Consider the following 16,955-nt stretch of genomic DNA (forward strand, 5'->3'; position numbering starts at 1 on the left):
GTGGGCGCGGCGCCGGTCGCCACGGCCCTCATGGATCGCATCTATCGCCACCAGCGCTTCATCTATGACATCACCCGACGTTACTATCTGCTCGGGCGCGACCAACTCATCGCGGATCTCGCCCCGGGGCAGGGGAGTGTTCTCGAAATCGGTTGCGGCACCGGCCGTAACCTCGCGGCCGTCGCGCGGCGCTATCCGGCCGCGCACCTCTATGGTCTCGACGTCTCGGCCGCCATGTTGCAGACCGCAAACGCGGCCTTCACGCGCCGCAATCTCAGGGGCCGCATCCGGACGGCGCTGGCGGACGCCACCGCCTTCGACCCGCAGGCCTGCTTCGGACAGCCGAAGTTCGACCGAATCTTCTTCTCCTACACGCTCTCCATGATCCCAGATTGGCGCGCGGCGCTCGAACAGGCCGCGACCCGGCTCGCACCGGGCGGTCGACTCATGATCGTCGATTTTGGCCAACTCGACGGTTACCCGTCCTTCATGCGGCGCGCGCTCTTCGCCTGGCTGCGCGCCTTCCACGTGCATCCGATCGCCAGTCTGCCCACAACCTTGGCCGCGATGGCCGGGACGCATGGCCTGTCGCTGCAGTGTCGGCCTCTCTTCGGGGGGTATGCGGTCGCGGCTGTTCTGCAACGGGCGGATGCTGCTGTGGCCGCCTCTCACTAAAGGTGGCCAATTAGAAAACCAGCCTCCTCCTCCTGGCACGCAAGATCACGACAAGCTTGGCTCGGACAATCAAATCAACGCCGATCCGAACTGCAAAACGTCACTGCGCGTCCAGAACGATCGGCTTCCGCACACCGAGCATGTAGAACACCGCCGCGCCAGCCGCGATGATCGCGCCTGTGGTGAAGGCCAGGCCGTAGGAGCCGGTCCGGTCCACGATGCTGCCGGTCAGCCAGGGCGACAGAGCGCCGCCGAAATAGCCGCCGAAATTCTGGATGGCACCCACCGAGGCCGTGAGGCCAACGGGCGCCACATCGGAGGACAGTGCCCAGGCCGATCCGGTGATGGCGGAGATCAAAAACAGCGCGGCCGTCATCAGCGCGATCGCACCCCAGACCGTGGTGACGCCCGGCAGGTACGCCACAACCACACCGGCCAGCAACGAGCAGACCATGATTGTATAACGCTTGCAATCGATCGACGTTGTTAGGCCCCGCTCGACGACCTGCTTGCCCACAAAGCCGGATAGGATCTCGCCACAGGCGCCGCCCAGCCAAGGAATCGACGCATAGAGCCCGAGCTGCGACAGCGAGAGGTGGAACCGGTCCACGAGATAGAGGGGGAGGAACACAAGAAAGATGTTCCAGATCCAGATCGTGCAGAAATAGCCTCCGATCATGGCCCAAACGGTGCGGTTGCGAAACAAGGCGCTCCAGATCGCCAAAGAGACGGCCGATTTCTGCTCCTCCATGCCACCGCCCGCCGCGATATAGGTTCGCTCGCTTGCAGTCAGCCGCCGTTCCGCAGCCGGATCGCGGTAGAATATCCAGAAGACGAGCGCATAGACGAGACCGAGGCTGCCAGCGAGATAGAAGAGCGGGCGCCACCCCAGCACCACCAAAAGGTTGACGAGAACGATAGGCGCGATGGCAGGCCCGAATTTGCTCGATGAATCCCACAGGCCCGCCGCGAGTCCGCGCTCCGCGCGGGGAAACCAGACGGTGGTAAGCTTGGCGAAAGTGGGAAAGCAAGGTGCCTCGCCGATGCCGAGCACGAAGCGGCTCGCCAGGAGAGCTGCGAGTGAACTTACGGCTCCGGTCGCGATCGTGGCAGCGCTCCAGAGCGTCATGGCCAGGGCGAAGATACGCTTGGCTCCGAGCCGGTCGATGAGCCAGCCGGCGGGCAACTGCATCACCGCATAGGTCCAGGCGAAGACGGTCCCGAGGAGTCCGATATCCGTGCGTGTGAGCCCGAGTTCGGTGATCATCGAGGGTGCCGCAATGGAAAGCACGGCGCGGTCGAGATAGTTAATAATCCCGCCGGCGATGAGCCAAAGAACCACCGTCCACCGGACGATCCCGGCCGGAGTCGGTTTCCGGATCGCGGTCTGAGTCTCCACCAAAATCTTCTCCTCATCAGCCCAACCTGGACAGCGACACGGCACGTGGCGTCTGCCCGGGGTAGGATGCGGCTCTCCGTCCGCTTGGTCGTTCAGAAGTGATCCGGCGTCGCTTCCGGGTTCTTCAACTCATGTTTGAGGATCAGTGGGACCTGACAGAGCGCGAACACGACCGTGATTGGCATGGTGCCGAAGACCTTGAAGCCGGCCCAGAAGACGTCGCTCTGCGTCCGCCACACCACCTCGTTCAGGGCGGCGAGAAAGAAGAAGAAGATTCCCCAACGCAGCGTCAGTTTGCGCCAGCCGGTCTCGTCGAGGGAAAGTGCCGTGTCCAGCAGTACCGAAAGCAGCGAGCGGTTGAACAGGAGGCCGCCGAGCAGAACCGTCCCGAAAATGCAATTGACGATGGTGGGCTTCACTTTGATGAAGATCGGATTGTCGAAGTAGAAGGTCAGCGCGCCGAAGACCAGCACCGCGACCGCTGTCACGAGCGGCATGATGGGCACGCGGCGGACGATCGCATAGGAGACCGCCAACGTCACCAGCACGCCGGCCATCAGGACGCCGGTCGCCACATGGAGATTGTAGCGATAGGAGGCGATGAAGAAGAGACCCAGCGGTCCGAATTCGAGCAGCAGCTTGAGGGTGGGGTCGAGCTTGCGCGGCGCCGGTGCGCCGGCGGGGATCGATTTTGCCGCCTCGGGCTTTGTGTCGGTCATCGTGTCTCTTTCTGAATCAGCGTTCGAGGCCCGCGATGGCGCGCGCGAAATCGCGCGCCGCGAAGGGTTCGAGGTCGTCCACGCCTTCGCCCACCCCGATGAAATGGACCGGCACTTTGAATTTCTCGGCGATGGCCACGAGGATGCCGCCGCGCGCCGTGCCGTCGAGCTTGGTCATCACGAGCCCCGTCACGCCCGCGACCCGGCCGAAAATCTCGACTTGGCTCATGGCGTTCTGGCCAACAGTGGCATCGAGCACCAGAAGCACCGCATGAGGCGCGTCGGCGTCGATCTTGCGGATCACGCGCAGCACTTTGGCGAGTTCGTCCATGAGCTCGGCGCGATTCTGCAGGCGCCCCGCCGTATCGATCAGCAAGACGTCGGTGCCGGCCGCCTGGGCGCTCTTGAAGGCGTCGAAGGCAAGGCCGGCGGCATCCGCGCCCGCCTCGCCCGATACGACGGGAATGCCGATCCGCGCGCCCCAAACTTTGAGCTGCTCCACGGCCGCGGCCCGAAACGTGTCGCCGGCCGCGAGCATCACGCTTCGGCCTTCCCGCGTGAATTTGGCTGCAAGCTTGCCAATCGTCGTGGTCTTGCCCGATCCGTTCACGCCGATCACCAGGATCACGAAAGGCTTTGGGCCTGTGATCACAAGGGGCTTTGCCACGGGATCGAGCACACGCTCCACATGGTTGGCGATGATGGCTTGCACGTCCTCCGCTCCGACGCCTTTGGTAAAGCGCCCGTCGCGCACCGTGTCGACGATGCGCAACGCGGTCGTCACACCGAGATCGGCCTGGATCAGCAGGTCCTCGAGATCTTCGACGGTCGACAACTCGAGCCGCCGCTTGGTGAAGATCCCGGTGAGCCCCTGACCGAGCGACGACGACGAACGCGACAGGCCTTTGCGGAGCCGGGACAGCCAGCCGGTCGGCTCTGGGTCCCCGCTTTCCCTTGTGGAGTCAGGAGAGGGAAGAGAGCGCTCCTCGCTCGCCGGTGCGGACATTCGGTCGGGCACTGGAGGCGGCGCGGCCTCTCCTTCCGTCTCAGCCGGCTCATCGAAGACCTCGATCAGGTCGGCCGGGGTGACAGCAGTTTCGATCGGCCCGGTCACGGCCGTGCGCTCCACCAGTTCCTGTTCGGGTGTCAGGAGCTCGACCTCGTCGTCCGGCGGCAGCTCAGGCTCGGCCGGCGCCGTCGCGCCGCCGAAGAAGCGGCGGAAGAAGCCGGGCCTCTTGCGATCGGTGTCCTCGGCGCTCATGAACCAGCCATCCGCATGAAGAAAGGTGTAAACCCGTGTTGATCGGTGAAGCCGGCCCTCGATAGACCTTTGCGCATGAACCCGGAAGACCTTAATGACCGCCTGCTCCATCGTGACGGGCTGATGCTCATCCTCGACAAGCCTGCCGGTATCCCGGTCCACCGCGGACCCAAGGGCGGGGCGAGCCTGGAGGACGGCTTCGATGTGCTACGTTTCGGCCTGCCCCGCGCGCCAGCGCTGGCGCACCGGCTCGACCGCGACACGTCCGGCTGCCTGGTGTTGGGCCGGCACCGCAAGGCGTTGGAGAAGCTCGGATTGCTGTTCAAGCAAGGCAAGATCGGCAAGGCCTACTGGGCGGTGGTCGAAGGCGGCCCCGTCGAGCCCGAAGGGCTGATCGACCTGCCGCTCGCGCGGCGCGACGAAACCCGCGGCTGGTGGATGAAAGTCGATCCGCAAGGCATGCCGTCGCAGACACGCTGGACGTTGCTGGGCCGGGCCGACGGTCGCTCATGGCTCGCCCTCGCGCCCCTGACGGGGCGGACGCATCAATTGCGGGTGCATTGCGCCGCGCTTGGCTGGCCGATCCTGGGCGATCCGATCTACGGCACGGGACGGGGCGGCCCGACGCCGCTGCACCTGCATGCGCGGTCGATCAGCGTCCCCATGTCATCCGCAAAACCGCCGGTCGCGGCCGTGGCGCCGGTTCCCCCGCACATGGAGGAGGCGTTGGCGGCGTGCGGCTGGGTGAGGTCTGGTGAGGCTGCAAACGTCCGTCTGGATATCGGCACATGACCGCCGATCGCGCCTTTGGCGAAGCCTTTCGTGTCGATCTGCTGGATCTCTTCGCGTGGCGACGGGATGTACGTCGGTTCCGCCGCGATCATTTGCCCGAAGGTACGTTCGAGCGTCTGGTGGCGGTCGCGTGTCTCGCCCCGTCGGTCGGGCTCAGCCAGCCATGGCGGTTCGTCTCGGTGGCGGACGCCGTGCGTCAACAGGCCGTTCGGGCGTCCTTCGAGCGCTGCAACGCAGACGCGCTGCGCCGGCAGGGCGACGACAAGGCCGGGCTTTATGCCCGTCTGAAGCTTGCGGGGCTCGACGACGCGCCTTGCCAATTCGCAGTCTTTGCGGATCGGGAGACCGAACAGGGGCATAGCCTCGGGCGCCTCACGATGCCGACGACCATCGACTACTCGGCCGTCATGGCCGTCCACACGCTCTGGCTGGCCGCGCGGGCGGAGGGGATCGGACTCGGTTGGGTGTCGATCCTCGAACCCGATTTGGTTGCGGCGGCGCTCGATGTGCCGCCGGCCTGGGTCCTGATCGGCTACTTCTGTCTCGGCTATCCCCTCGAACCCGACGACGCGCCCGCGTTGGAACGTGCCGGATGGGAGCGGCGCTGCGATCCGGCAAGTGTTCTGCTGGTCCGTTGACGGTCTGGATCGAGCCGCCTCGCGCGCACGACACTCGGAGAATGCCCAGTCGGAGTTGCGTGATCTATTCGGTCCAGCAATTCCGACGTTCTTCATCCTGAGGTCCGCCCGAGGCGGTGTATCGAAGGATGCTGATTGTTGCGCGCGTTTCGATCCGGCCGCAGCGCGGCCTACGCAGCAGGAGGAATTGTTCCATCCGACCACTCTAGGCCCAGGATCGGGTGCCGAAACAGCGATGAGGCTGCGCCCCTGTCCGTCGCCTCTGGCCACGCATGCTTCCGATGGTTACGATGACGCGGGAGCGGAGCGTGCCCGGCTTTTGGGAGGGCACGCGATGCCAAGCGCACACGAGCCAGGCCTTTGCCGTCATTTCTCCGCTTTTGAGGCCGCAAGGCTGTTGGTGATCGCGCACGTCACCCGATGCCACCGCGCTCCGGCGCGTCTGCTTCGGATCCGGGGCCCGGTATCAGGAAGGTTGAATCTTGAGTCATCACACTGACGCGACGCCGCCCGGGGATGCCAGGCCGATCAATATCGCGTTCGGGCTGGAGCGGCTCGGGCTCTGGTCCCTGCGCATCCCGCTCGTGGCGGCGTTGATCTTTGCGGCGCTTGCGATCGGGGCCGGAATCGGGGTCAGCCGGATCAGCGTCGATGATTCTTTAAGCCAGCTGTTTCGCTCGGACACGCCCGAATTCAAGCAATTCGAACAGGTGACCAAACGGTTTCCATCGAACGAATATGACGTTCTGGTCGTCGTCGAAGGCAAGACGTTGCTCGAACGCGATAATCTCGACAAGCTACGCAGCCTCGTGACCGACTTGCAACTCGTCGACGGCACGCGTGGCATCATCTCGCTCTTCTCCGCGCGGGCCGCGCCGGAAAACGGCCGGATCCCGGCGCCGCTGTTCCCGGAAACGCTCCCGGACGGCGGTGACTATCAGGCCCTGATCGACAAGATCCGCGGCAATGACATCATCCGCGGCAAACTTCTGTCGGACGATGGCACTCTGGCCCTCATCGTCCTGTCGCTCGAGCCCTCGGTCACCCAAAGCACCAAGCTCAACGGGATCGTCACCGATATCCGCAAGATGATGGATGAGGATCTCGCCGGCTCCGGCCTCAAGGGCGAGCTCTCCGGCGTGCCGGTGATGCAGCTCGAGATCCGCAATGCGGTCGAGCGCGACCGCCTGCTCTACAACACCATAGGCTTCGTGGCGGGCTGCCTCGTCGCGATCCTGTTCTTCCGCCGCGTGTCCTTCATGATCATCGCGGCCGGACCGCCGCTGATCGCCATCCTGTTCGCGCTCGGGGCCCTGGGTTGGCTCGATTTTCGGCTCAATATGTTCCTGAACGTGATGACGCCGCTCATCATGGTGATCAGCTTTTCGGACTCGATGCAGCTCACCTTCGCGGCACGCGACCGGTTGATTGCCGGTGAGAACAAGGTGCAGGCCTTCCGCAATGCCATCATCGTGGTGGGACCGGCTTGCGTCCTCACGCATGCGACGGCGGCGCTCTCCTTCACGGCGCTGATGTTCACCGAATCCGACCTGATCCGCACCTTCGGCGAAGCCGGGCTGATCTCGACCCTCATCGCGCTCGTCACCGTGCTGACGCTCGCGCCGCTGCTGGGCGTGCTTCTCGTGCGCGGCGACATGACCAGGCTGAAGACCGGCAAGAACGCCGACACGGGCGTGCAGGCCTTGCGCCGCTTCTGCGCCTGGATCGCCCACGGCATGGTCGCGCGGCCGGGGCTCTACAGCATTATCGGCATTCTGGTCGTGGCCGGTCTCGGCGTGTTCTACGCGCATCTCGAGCCGAGCTACCGGCTGGCCGATCAGGTGCCGGACAAGGAGCAGGCCGTCCAGGCCTCGGGCAAGCTCGACAACAAGCTTTCCGGCGCCAATCCGATCGACGTCTATGTTCAGTTCCCGCCCGGAGCGGATCTCTATTCGCCCGAGACCTTGAGCGTGATCGACCAGGTGCACGAGACGGTCGAGAAACAGGCGGGGGTGGGGAACGTCTGGTCGCTCGATACGCTGCAGCGGTGGTTGTCCCAGAAACTGGGCAAGGATGACGTCGCCACGCTGAAACAATATGTGGACCTGCTGCCGGCCCATCTCACACAGCGCTTTATCGCGCCGGACCATGGCGCCGTGCTGGTGTCAGGCCGCATCCCGGATCATGATTCGAGCCGACTGCTTCCCGTGGTGAACCAGCTCGACGCGGCGTTGGCTCCGATTCGCGTCGCTCATCCGGGCTATCAGATCGCCGTGACCGGCCTCGCCGTGATCGCGGCGCGCAACTCGTCGGCGATGATCGAAAAGCTCAACCGGGGCCTCACACTCGAATTCCTGTTCGTGGCGGCCTTCATCGGGTTGGCGTTCCGGTCGATCACCGTGATGCTGGCCTCGATCCTGCCCGGCATCTTCCCAGTCGTTCTGTCCGGCACGGTGCTCTGGTGGATGGGCGAGGGGCTGCAGTTTATCAGCGTCGTGGCCCTGACCGTGTCGTTCGGCCTCGGCCTCAGCGCGACGATCCACTTCCTCAACCGCCTACGGCACGAGGACGACGAGCATTATGCGGCCGACCCGGCCGTCGCGGTCGAGCGCGCGACCGTGCTGATGGGACCGGCGCTGATTCTGACTTCGATCGTGCTGGCCTGCGGGCTCGCCGTCACGGTCTTCTCGGACCTGCCCTCACTGCGTACCTTCGGCTGGCTCTCGGCCTTTGCCATGATGGCGGCGCTCGTGGCCGACTTCCTCATCTTGCGGCCGACGATCAGCTTCCTGCGGATTCACTTGCGCGGCTCGCGCCGTGGGCAACCGTCGATCCACTCACGGGCCGCGGAATAGGCTCTAAATCAACATGGCCCGAACCTGAGGTCCGGGCCATGTTTGGAGAGACGTCCAGATGAGATGTGCCTGCGCGTCGCTTCGATCTTCGCGACGGGTCAGGCGGTGTAGCGCATGTCGGGATACGTCGATCCTCGTCCCCGACGCCTGACGTTTAGGCGCGCTTCATCTCGATTTGCACAGACTGGATATCGGTTCCCGTCGGTCTGATGGAGACACTCTGCGAGTTGCCCCGCGTGGTCACCCCGAGCGTGGCCGAGAAGCCCGTGCCCTTCACCGAGGTCGAGATCTGGCCGCCCTGGATCGTGCCGGTCACATCCCCGGTCACTTGGCGCGTGGTTTCCGTCCAAGTTCCAAGGATGTTGGAGCCGTCGGCCTGAAGGCTGCTCTTCACCTCGAATTTGTAGCTGTCGCTCGCGCACCGCAGGTTCTGGTGCATGATGATGCCGCTCGGCGTGACCTCATAGGTCGCCTTACAACGGATGCGCTCATTGTGACCGTCATTCATGGAGATCGTCCCGGCCCCTGACCAGGAACCCGAAAGACTGGCAAACGGACTGCCGCTTTGCGCGATAGCGCCGGTCGAGCCCAGTGCAATCATCACCAGTCCCGCGACTTCGATGCGTCCGATCATAAAATGCCCCTCATCCTCTCAGCGTGTTGCGACACTACATGCCAGAGATCACGCGTCTTTGCGACTTTGATGAGGCTGATTTTCCGCGATCTCCGAGCGGCTCAGCCCCTGCCTGTTCATGCGCCCTTGTTCAGCGTCGCGGCGGCGTGGTGTGCCGCGGCTGTGATCGTCGCCGGATCGACCGGTGCGGCCGGTACGAACCAGGATCCTCCGACCGCGATGACATTGGGGAGCGCCAGATAGGTGTGCGCCTTGTCGGCTGCGATGCCGCCTGTCGGGCAGAATTTGACGTCGGGCAAGACGGACCCGATCGCCTTCAATGTCGCGATGCCGCCCATCGGCTCGGCCGGAAAGAATTTCTGAACCAGGAATCCATGTTCGCGAAGGTCCATGACCTCCGAGAGCGATGTGGCGCCCAGCATCCATGGCACGCCGATGCTCTTGGCACAGTCGACCAGCTTGGCCGTGTGGCCTGGTGACACCAGGAAGCGCGCTCCCGCCGCGACGGCCGCCTCGGCCTGCGCTTTGTCCAGGATGGTTCCGGCCCCGAGGACAAGCCCGGGGCATTCGGTTCTGAGCCGGCGCAGAGCTTCGAGCCCGGCGGCGGTGCGCAACGTCACCTCGATGACGCCGACCCCGCCCGCGATCAGCGCTTGGCCGACCGGAACCGCATCCTCCACCCCACGAAACGTGACGACCGGAATGGCTCTGTTGCCGTTGAGAAGCGCCGAGAAGGTGGCCGTATCGTTCATGCTGGTTCTCCGGACAAGACAGCTTCAACTTCCGCCCGACGCGGAATGGGCTCGATCGCGCCGATGCCGCGCGTTTTCAAGGCCGCGGCCACGTTGGCATAGCGGGCGGAAGCGAATTCGTCACCCGTTCTCGCATACTCGGCCAGAAACGCACCCGTGAACGTATCGCCGGCCCCGGAGGCATCCACGAAGGCGACCGGGAGGCACGGAATAACCTCACGCCTCGCGGGTGTCGCAACGAGACATCCTTCCGATCCGAGCGTCAACACGACAATGCGCGGCCCGAGTCCGAGGTAGAAATCCGCAATGGCATCGGGAGTTTGGCGCCCGGTCAGGAGCCTGGCGTCATCGAGGCCGGGACGCAGGATATCGGCGAGCGCCGCCGTGGCATGGATGATGGCACGAGCCCGGTCGAGCGGCCAGAGTTTCAGCCGGAGATTGGTGTCGTAGGAGATCGAGACCCCCTTTTCGCGGGCCAGATGGATGGCCTCGAAAGTCGCGTCACAGGGGCCGAGCCCGATGCCCTGGCTGATGGCCGACGCGTGGAACAGCCGCGCGGCGGCGATATCTGCCGTCGGCAAGTCGGCCGGCGTGTAGCGGCTCGCGGCCGACCCGTCACGCGCATAGGAGAAGACGTGCCCGGCCGCCTCGTAGGTGATGAAGTAAAGGCCGGTGCGCGAACCGCCGGGCCGCAGAACGTGTCGGCGATCGACGCCCTCCCGGTCCCAAAGGGCCTGAAGCTTGCCTCCGAAGGCATCGTCGCCGACCGCTCCGATCATGCCCGCGGAAAGACCCTGCCGGGCGGCGGCGATCGCCACATTGCTCACATCGCCGCCATAGCCAAGCCGCATGACTGAGCCCTCCTGGCCGGACGCTTCGGCGAATTCCATAAGAGGTTCGCCGAAGCAAAGAAGGGCGGGCGGGGGAGGAAAGATGTCTGTCATGGATCTCGAAATAACGGAAAAGCGGAGCCCGTGTCAGCGCCGAAAGCCCTCGGCGGCTGTTTGGAACCGGCGCCTCATTCAGCTCGCATTCACGGATTGCCGCTCATGAACCTATGACACTTCGTGATACTAAATTTGAACGACGGTCTTGTCGGACACTGGACTGCATCGTTGGAGGCGCAAGTTTCTTTTTCGTCGGTGGCTTGCGTTCGCTTGAAAACAAGGGAACATCATCGGTGTTCCAGAACTTTGAAGTCGATCGCTCCCGTTGCGCTTGACCTGATTCGCTTGAAGGGAACACGGTGATGAGCCTTCACTTCGGTCCCCTGTGACGACGACGGCAGACGACCCCAGCGAGGACGAGCCTGCTGCAAGCGGGCGGATACCCGAGGTGATCGGGCAGAAGGGCGATGGCATGGGTAAGGGGTCCGTGATTTTAGTCGTCGAGGACGATGCTCTTCTGGCCGATATGGCTCTCGAAATGATCGAAGAGGCGGGTCTGACGGCGATTGCCGTCGATTCCGTCGATGCCGCGCTCGATTATCTCAAAGAGAATGCCGAGCGGGTCGCGGCCATGTTTTCCGATGTCCGGCTGCGCGGTCCCTTGAACGGCATCGAATTGGCGGCTTTCGTGGCCGTCCGGTGGCCGCAGATCGCCATCTGCGTCACGTCCGGTGTCGCACTCGAACGGCCCTACAGATTGCCCAAAAACGCGCAGTTCATGCCGAAGCCCTGGAAGCCGCAGGAAGTAATCGCCTTCGTTCAAAAGGCGGTGCGGCCGCGCTGACTGGAGCGATCGAGACGTCTGGGCCAAATGTCCGAGCGGCCCGGATGGAGAGCATCCCCGACTTCGGAGCCGGCCTTTACCTTTTGAGCAGGGTTCGGAGAACCGTCTCGACCTGATCGGCCGTGAAAGGTTTCGGCAACGTTGGGTGATTCTGCCATCGGTCGGGCAGATTTGCGGAGCCGTAGCCGCTCGCGAACACAAACGGAATGTTTCGCTCGATCAGCCTCTCCGCCACGGGATAGACCGGGTCTCCGCCGAGGTTGACGTCAAGGATCGCGGCATCTGCCGTCGCGTTCATGGCGAGGTCTTCGGCCTGCCGGACATTGACGGCCGAGCCCGCCACCTGGCATCCGAGCTCTTCCAGAATGTCCTCCAGAAGCATCGTGATCAGCATTTCGTCTTCGATCACGAGAATCTTTGCACCTGCCAGTGCGTCGTCTTTCTCCCCCACCACACTCACAACCGATGTCCCCAGAACTTTCTTCCAGCCCCGTCCCGTTGTAGACATGGGATCGCGACCCCGCAAGCCGCTCGTGGGCACGCTCAGCCGACATGTCGGTACGACGACTAACAGGACGGCATGAGCCATTTCGCCTTCGTTGTTCCTCCGTTCCTTGGGCATCTCAATCCCATGCTGGCCTTGTCGGCGGCTCTGGTCGAGGCCGGCCATCGAGCCACGTTCTTTGGCATGGCCGATATGGAGGCGGCCGTGGGCGGCCAGGGAGGTTCATTCACGGGGCTGGGCGGCATCACGCATCCACCAGGCCGGTTGGCGTCGATGACGGCCCACATGGCGGCGCCTGGCGGTTTTGGCCTCTTCCCGATTCTCGCCGATATGGCGCGGACGACCGACATGCTCTGCGCCGAATTGCCGGAGGCCTGCCGCGCGCGACGGGTCGACGGCATTATTACCGATCAGCTCGAGCCGGCCGGCGGTCTGGTGGCGGCGCATCTCGGATTGCCGTTCGTGTCGGTCGCCAATGCGCTGCCGATTCGGCGGGACCCGACGCTGCCGCCGCCCTTCACCGATTGGCCCTACGATCCCTCGCCGCAGGGTCTCCGCCGGAACAGAGGCGGCTATCGCGTGGCCGACCTGCTGATGTGGCCGATGGCGCGTACCATCGCGCGGCAGGCGCGCAGGCTCGGCCTCGGCAAGCGAGGCTCGCTCGACGACTGCCTTTCGCCCTTCGCCGATCTGACCCAGATCATCCCGGCCCTCGACTTTCCCCGCTCCGACGTGCCGCCCACCGTGCATGCCTGTGGGCCGCTCCGCCGCACCGGGCCGTTGGACGATGTCGAAGACCTGCGGCGCGGCGACCGGCCGCTCGTCTTCGCATCGCTTGGCACGCTCCAGGGCGGACGCGTCGACCTGTTCCGCCGTATCGCGGAAGCCTGCGCGGATCTCGGCCTGCACCTCGTGATCGCCCATGGGGGCCGCCTCAATGCCACCGAGGCGGCTTCGCTGCCCGGCTCGCCGATCGTTCGCGCTTTCGTGCCACAACAGGCACTGCTGCGGCACGCTGCCCTCGCCATCACCAATGGCGGCCTCAACACCGTGCTCGACGCCGCCGCCGCGGCCGTGCCGCTCCTGATCGTGCCGATTGCTTTCGAGCAAGGGGCCATTGCGGCCCGGGTCGTCCATGCGGGCCTGGGCCGATCCCTCCCGCGCCGCCGACTGACCCGGCAGCGGCTCTCGCAAACCATCCGGGAGATCCTGGACAGCGCCGACATCGCGGGCCGCGCCCGGTCGATCGCGGCCTCGATGGCCACAGCCGGCGGCGTGAGCGCGGCAGTCGCGATCATCGAGGCCGTCATGCGTACCGGGCACCCCTTCATGCAGCCTGAGCCGATGTCCAGTCGTTCCGCACGTCTTCGTCCGGCATGAGCGACGTGGCTGCTTGGGATCTCATTCTCGTCGGAGGTGGTCTGGCCAATGGCCTCATCGCCTACCGGCTCGCGGCGGTCCGGCCCGAGCTTCGCGTTCTGGTGCTCGAAGCCGGGCGTGTGCTCGGCGGCAATCACACCTGGTCGTTTCACACGCGGGACCTCACCGACGCGCAAGCGGCTTGGGTCGCGCCGTTCGTCAACCATCGCTGGGACCATTACGACGTCATCTTTCCGGAGTTCACGCGGCGGCTCGATCTCGGCTATTGCAGCGCGACGTCGGAGCGCTTTTCGGCGGTTCTCGATCAGGCGAAGATCGCGACCCGGTTGGGAGCGAATGTGACCGAGATCGGGCCGACCGCCGTCACCCTCGCGGACGGGACCCGGATGGAGGCCGCGGCGGTCATCGATGGGCGCGGCGTCCCCTCGACGCCGCATCTGCGGCTGGCTTATCAGAAATTCTTCGGCCAAGATCTGAGGCTCGCGGCTCCGCACGGCTTGACCGGGCCGGTTGTCATGGATGCGACGGTGACGCAGGAGGACGGCTACCGTTTCGTCTACCTGCTGCCCTTCGAGCCCGACCGGGTCTTGGTGGAGGACACCTATTATGCCGATACGCCGGCGCTCGATGCGCGGGCGCTCCGGGCACGGATCGATGCTTATGTGAAAGTACGGGGCTGGACCGTGCTGCGTCTTCTGCGCGAGGAAAGCGGGATCCTGCCCATTACTCTGGCCGGGGACATCGACGCCTTCTGGGCCGCGCAGCCCGGTCAGCCCCGCGCCGGGCTGCGGGCCGGGTTGTTTCATCCGACGACCGGCTATTCCTTCGCCGAGGCCGTTCGTCTCGCCGATCGCCTGGCGAGCCTTCCGTCGTTCGAAGCTGCCGCCGTTCATGCCGCGATCGAGGCCACCGCGCGGCGGCGGTGGCGAGAGCAGCGAATCTTCCGCGGGTTGAACCGGATGTTGTTCCAGGCCGGTGTCCCGGCAGAGCGCTGGACCATGATGCGTCGTTTCTACCGCTTCCCCCGGGACACGATCACGCGCTTTTATGCCGGCGCTTTGACGGGCCTCGACAAGATGCGCCTGCTCAGCGGCAAGCCGCCCGTGCCCATTCTGGGCGCCATCAAGGCGTTGCTGGACAACGGGATGCATGAATGACGCGGACAGCGGCAGTGATCGGGGCGGGGTTCGGCGGCATTGCGCTTGCCATCCGGCTACAGAGCGCGGGGATCGCCACGACCCTCTTCGAGAAGCGCGACAAGCCCGGCGGTCGCGCCTACGTCTACGAGGACCAGGGATTCACCTTCGACGGCGGTCCCACTGTCATCACGGATCCGAGTGCCATCGAGGAGCTTTTTGCGCTCACGGGTCGTAAGCTCGCCGACTATGTCACTCTGCTGCCCGTGAGCCCCTTCTACGCCCTGTCCTGGGAAAACGGCTTCACGTTCAATTATGTCAATGACCAGGCCGAGCTCGACCGGCAGATCGCCCTCAAGAGTCCGGAGGATGTCGCCGGCTACCGTAAGTTCCTGGCCTATTCGGAAGCCGTCTTCGCGGAAGGCTATCTGAAGCTCGGCACCGTGCCGTTCCTGCAGTTTCGCGATATGATCAAGGTTGCGCCGCAGTTGATGCGGCTCGAGAGTTGGCGCAGCGTCTATGCGATCGTGGCGCGTTTCATCAAGGACGAGGAACTGCGGCAGGCCTTTTCGTTCCATTCGCTGCTCGTCGGTGGCAATCCCTTCGCGACCTCGGCCATCTATGCGCTGATCCACGCGCTGGAGCGGCGATGGGGCGTCTGGTTCCCCAAGGGGGGCACCGGGGCGCTGGTGAATGGGATGATCCGCCTGTTCCAGGATCTCGGCGGCGCGGTGCGGCTCAATGCGCCGATCGACCGGATCCTGACCGAGGGCGGTCGCGCCACGGGCGTCGTTCTCGCTGGTGGTGAAACGCTGGCCTTCGATCGTGTGGCGTCCAATGCCGACGTCGTGCACACCTACGACAGGATGCTGCGCGACACCCCGCGTGGTCCCGCCAAGGCCGCCAAGATCAAGCGCCAGCGGCACTCGATGTCGCTCTTCGTGATCTATTTCGGGTTGAAACGGCACCGGCCCGAGGTCGCCCACCACACGGTCCTGTTCGGACCACGCTACAAAGGGTTGATCGACGCGATCTTCAACAAGGAGACGCTCGCGGATGATTTCTCCTTGTACCTGCACAACCCCTGCGTCACGGACCCGTCTCTCGCACCGCCCGGCGGCGGAAGTTTCTACGTGCTGGCGCCGGTGCCGCATCTCGGAACAGCGCCCGATGTCGACTGGCAGGTCGAGGGTCCGAAATACCGCGACCGCATCTTCGCCTATCTCGAAGAGCGCTGTCTGCCCGGTCTCCGGGACGATCTCGTGACGAGCCGGATCTTTACCCCCCTCGATTTCCGCGATGAGCTGAACGCCCATGTCGGGTCTGCCTTCTCGGTCGAGCCGATCCTGACCCAGAGCGCCTGGTTCCGCCCGCATAACCGTGATGACGTGATCCCCAACCTCTACATCGTCGGGGCCGGCACGCATCCCGGCGCGGGCGTGCCGGGCGTGATCGGCTCGGCCAAGGCGACCGCCGGGCTGATGCTGGCCGACGCCGGTCTGGCGCCCGCGTGACGGCATCGGCCCTACCGCATGACCGGGCGAGGGTCGCGGCCGCCACCGCCACGATCCGTCAGGGATCGAAGAGCTTCGCGGCGGCCGCACGGTTGTTCGATCCGGCCATGCGGGCAGACGCGGTGCTGCTCTACGCCTGGTGCCGGCACTGCGACGATGTGGTGGACGGCCAGGATCTCGGCTTCGCGGCCGCTGTCGCAAGCCGGCTCGCGCCCGACGAGAGGCTCGCGGCCTTGCGCCGCGAGACCGAGGCTGCGCTCGCCGGCACAGCCACCGATCCGGTTTTCGCCGGCGTCGGCGCCGTGATGCGCCGTCATGCCATTCCGGCCCGCTATGCCCTCGATCATCTCGACGGCTTCGCCATGGATGTCGCCGGACAGCGTTATCGCACCCTCGATGACACCTTGGCCTATTGCTATGGCGTGGCGGGCGTCGTGGGTCTGATGATGGCCCATGTCATGGGGGCGCGGCAGCCGTCGGTGTTGCGGCGCGCCTGCGATCTTGGTCTCGCGTTCCAGTTGACCAATATCGCGCGCGATATCGTCGAGGATGCCGAGAACGGGCGGGTCTATTGTCCCGAGTCCTGGCTCGATCAGGAAGGCGTTGCGCGGGACGAGGTGGCACAGCCGGCCCACCGTGCGGCCGTGGCGCGCGTGGCGGCCCGGCTGGTCGCTGCCGCCGAACCCTATTACGCCTCGGCCACCGTGGGGATACGGGCGCTGCCCTTTCGAGCGGCCTGGGCCATCGCGACGGCGCATGGCGTGTATCGCGCCATCGGCACCGAAGTGGTCCGCCGCGGCCCGCAGGCCTGGGATCGCCGGGTGTCCACCTCGACGGCCGCCAAGCTCGGGCATGTCGCGGTCGGCGCATTCTCGGCAGCCGTCAGGACGATGCCTCGGGAAGAGCCGGCGAGAGCAGGATTGTGGACGGTGCCCTGACGGTTCCTAGACAAGAACGTCAGAGG

The 16,955-nt window shown here is 65.1% G+C and carries 16 protein-coding genes; 9 read left to right on the plus strand and 7 right to left on the minus strand.

Features of this window, described 5'->3' with window-relative positions:
* The gene (locus M8523_RS11635; RefSeq protein ID WP_282585030.1) at positions 1-675 is read left to right on the plus strand and encodes a class I SAM-dependent methyltransferase; all 675 of its coding nucleotides are present in this window, start codon (positions 1-3) and stop codon (positions 673-675) included.
* A 100-nt stretch (positions 676-775) separates the two neighbouring features.
* On the opposite strand, the gene M8523_RS11640 is transcribed toward M8523_RS11635, so the two are convergent.
* From M8523_RS11640 to ftsY, 3 genes are all read right to left on the minus strand, one after another.
* Positions 776-2,074: an MFS transporter gene (locus M8523_RS11640; protein ID WP_282585031.1), complete on the minus strand. Its 1,299-nt coding sequence runs from the start codon at positions 2,072-2,074 to the stop codon at positions 776-778.
* A gap of 92 nt (positions 2,075-2,166) precedes the next feature.
* Positions 2,167-2,793, minus strand: a complete 627-nt coding sequence (locus M8523_RS11645; RefSeq protein ID WP_282585032.1) for a septation protein A — start codon at positions 2,791-2,793, stop codon at positions 2,167-2,169.
* A gap of 16 nt (positions 2,794-2,809) precedes the next feature.
* Positions 2,810-4,054 (minus strand): signal recognition particle-docking protein FtsY, encoded by a 1,245-nt coding sequence (ftsY, locus tag M8523_RS11650; RefSeq protein ID WP_282585033.1) that lies wholly within the window; start codon positions 4,052-4,054, stop codon positions 2,810-2,812.
* A gap of 75 nt (positions 4,055-4,129) precedes the next feature.
* On the opposite strand from ftsY, the gene M8523_RS11655 reads away from it, so the two are divergent.
* From M8523_RS11655 to M8523_RS11665, 3 genes are all read left to right on the plus strand, one after another.
* Entirely contained in the window at positions 4,130-4,846 is a 717-nt protein-coding gene (locus M8523_RS11655) for an RluA family pseudouridine synthase (RefSeq protein ID WP_282585034.1), read from the plus strand.
* The gene (gene bluB / locus M8523_RS11660) at positions 4,843-5,484 is read left to right on the plus strand and encodes a 5,6-dimethylbenzimidazole synthase (RefSeq protein ID WP_282585035.1); all 642 of its coding nucleotides are present in this window, start codon (positions 4,843-4,845) and stop codon (positions 5,482-5,484) included. Before M8523_RS11655 ends, bluB begins: the two co-directional genes overlap by 4 nt.
* A 482-nt stretch (positions 5,485-5,966) precedes the next feature.
* Positions 5,967-8,339 (plus strand): efflux RND transporter permease subunit, encoded by a 2,373-nt coding sequence (locus tag M8523_RS11665; protein WP_282585036.1) that lies wholly within the window; start codon positions 5,967-5,969, stop codon positions 8,337-8,339.
* A 154-nt stretch (positions 8,340-8,493) separates the two neighbouring features.
* Here the strand turns inward: M8523_RS11665 and M8523_RS11670 are convergent, their stop codons facing one another.
* From M8523_RS11670 to M8523_RS11680, 3 genes are all read right to left on the minus strand, one after another.
* Complete coding sequence (locus M8523_RS11670; protein ID WP_282585037.1) at positions 8,494-8,973, minus strand: hypothetical protein; 480 nt, start codon at positions 8,971-8,973, stop codon at positions 8,494-8,496.
* 116 nt (positions 8,974-9,089) lie between these two features.
* Complete coding sequence (eda, locus tag M8523_RS11675; RefSeq protein WP_282585038.1) at positions 9,090-9,725, minus strand: bifunctional 4-hydroxy-2-oxoglutarate aldolase/2-dehydro-3-deoxy-phosphogluconate aldolase; 636 nt, start codon at positions 9,723-9,725, stop codon at positions 9,090-9,092.
* Positions 9,722-10,669 (minus strand): sugar kinase, encoded by a 948-nt coding sequence (locus M8523_RS11680; protein ID WP_282585039.1) that lies wholly within the window; start codon positions 10,667-10,669, stop codon positions 9,722-9,724. The genes eda and M8523_RS11680 overlap by 4 nt, the downstream gene beginning before the upstream one ends.
* 391 nt (positions 10,670-11,060) lie before the next feature.
* Between M8523_RS11680 and M8523_RS11685 the strand changes: the two genes are divergently transcribed.
* Positions 11,061-11,456 (plus strand): response regulator, encoded by a 396-nt coding sequence (locus M8523_RS11685; RefSeq protein ID WP_282585040.1) that lies wholly within the window; start codon positions 11,061-11,063, stop codon positions 11,454-11,456.
* A 76-nt stretch (positions 11,457-11,532) separates the two neighbouring features.
* Here M8523_RS11685 and M8523_RS11690 read toward each other — a convergent pair whose 3' ends face one another.
* A complete protein-coding gene (locus M8523_RS11690) occupies positions 11,533-11,865 on the minus strand; it encodes a response regulator (RefSeq protein ID WP_282585041.1) in 333 nt (110 codons plus the stop codon).
* 171 nt (positions 11,866-12,036) lie between these two features.
* On the opposite strand from M8523_RS11690, the gene M8523_RS11695 reads away from it, so the two are divergent.
* The 4 genes from M8523_RS11695 to M8523_RS11710 are packed head-to-tail and all read left to right on the plus strand — an operon-like array spanning position 12,037 to position 16,929.
* Positions 12,037-13,341 carry a glycosyltransferase gene (locus M8523_RS11695; RefSeq protein ID WP_282585042.1) on the plus strand — a complete coding sequence of 435 codons (1,305 nt, stop codon included), beginning with the start codon at positions 12,037-12,039 and terminating at the stop codon, positions 13,339-13,341.
* Positions 13,342-13,346: 5 nt separating this feature from the next.
* Positions 13,347-14,498 carry a lycopene beta-cyclase CrtY gene (gene crtY, locus M8523_RS11700; protein WP_282585043.1) on the plus strand — a complete coding sequence of 384 codons (1,152 nt, stop codon included), beginning with the start codon at positions 13,347-13,349 and terminating at the stop codon, positions 14,496-14,498.
* Complete coding sequence (locus M8523_RS11705; protein ID WP_282585044.1) at positions 14,495-15,991, plus strand: phytoene desaturase; 1,497 nt, start codon at positions 14,495-14,497, stop codon at positions 15,989-15,991. Before crtY ends, M8523_RS11705 begins: the two co-directional genes overlap by 4 nt.
* The gene (locus M8523_RS11710; protein WP_282585045.1) at positions 15,988-16,929 is read left to right on the plus strand and encodes a phytoene/squalene synthase family protein; all 942 of its coding nucleotides are present in this window, start codon (positions 15,988-15,990) and stop codon (positions 16,927-16,929) included. The genes M8523_RS11705 and M8523_RS11710 overlap by 4 nt, the downstream gene beginning before the upstream one ends.
* Positions 16,930-16,955 lie beyond the last annotated feature (26 nt).

The sequence above is a fragment of the Lichenifustis flavocetrariae genome, from assembly GCF_026130545.1.
GTDB classification, from domain to species: domain Bacteria; phylum Pseudomonadota; class Alphaproteobacteria; order Rhizobiales; family Beijerinckiaceae; genus Lichenihabitans; species Lichenihabitans flavocetrariae.

Bases quoted from the DNA above. Each gene is read 5' to 3' on its own strand.
- M8523_RS11645 (WP_282585032.1), bottom strand. From the start codon at position 2,793: ATGACCGACACAAAGCCCGAGGCGGCAAAATCGATCCCCGCCGGCGCA.
- ftsY (WP_282585033.1), bottom strand. From the start codon at position 4,054: ATGAGCGCCGAGGACACCGATCGCAAGAGGCCCGGCTTCTTCCGCCGC.
- M8523_RS11655 (WP_282585034.1), top strand. From the start codon at position 4,130: ATGAACCCGGAAGACCTTAATGACCGCCTGCTCCATCGTGACGGGCTG.
- bluB (WP_282585035.1), top strand. From the start codon at position 4,843: ATGACCGCCGATCGCGCCTTTGGCGAAGCCTTTCGTGTCGATCTGCTG.
- M8523_RS11670 (WP_282585037.1), bottom strand. From the start codon at position 8,973: ATGATCGGACGCATCGAAGTCGCGGGACTGGTGATGATTGCACTGGGC.
- eda (WP_282585038.1), bottom strand. From the start codon at position 9,725: ATGAACGATACGGCCACCTTCTCGGCGCTTCTCAACGGCAACAGAGCC.
- M8523_RS11680 (WP_282585039.1), bottom strand. From the start codon at position 10,669: ATGACAGACATCTTTCCTCCCCCGCCCGCCCTTCTTTGCTTCGGCGAA.
- M8523_RS11695 (WP_282585042.1), top strand. From the start codon at position 12,037: ATGAGCCATTTCGCCTTCGTTGTTCCTCCGTTCCTTGGGCATCTCAAT.
- M8523_RS11705 (WP_282585044.1), top strand. From the start codon at position 14,495: ATGACGCGGACAGCGGCAGTGATCGGGGCGGGGTTCGGCGGCATTGCG.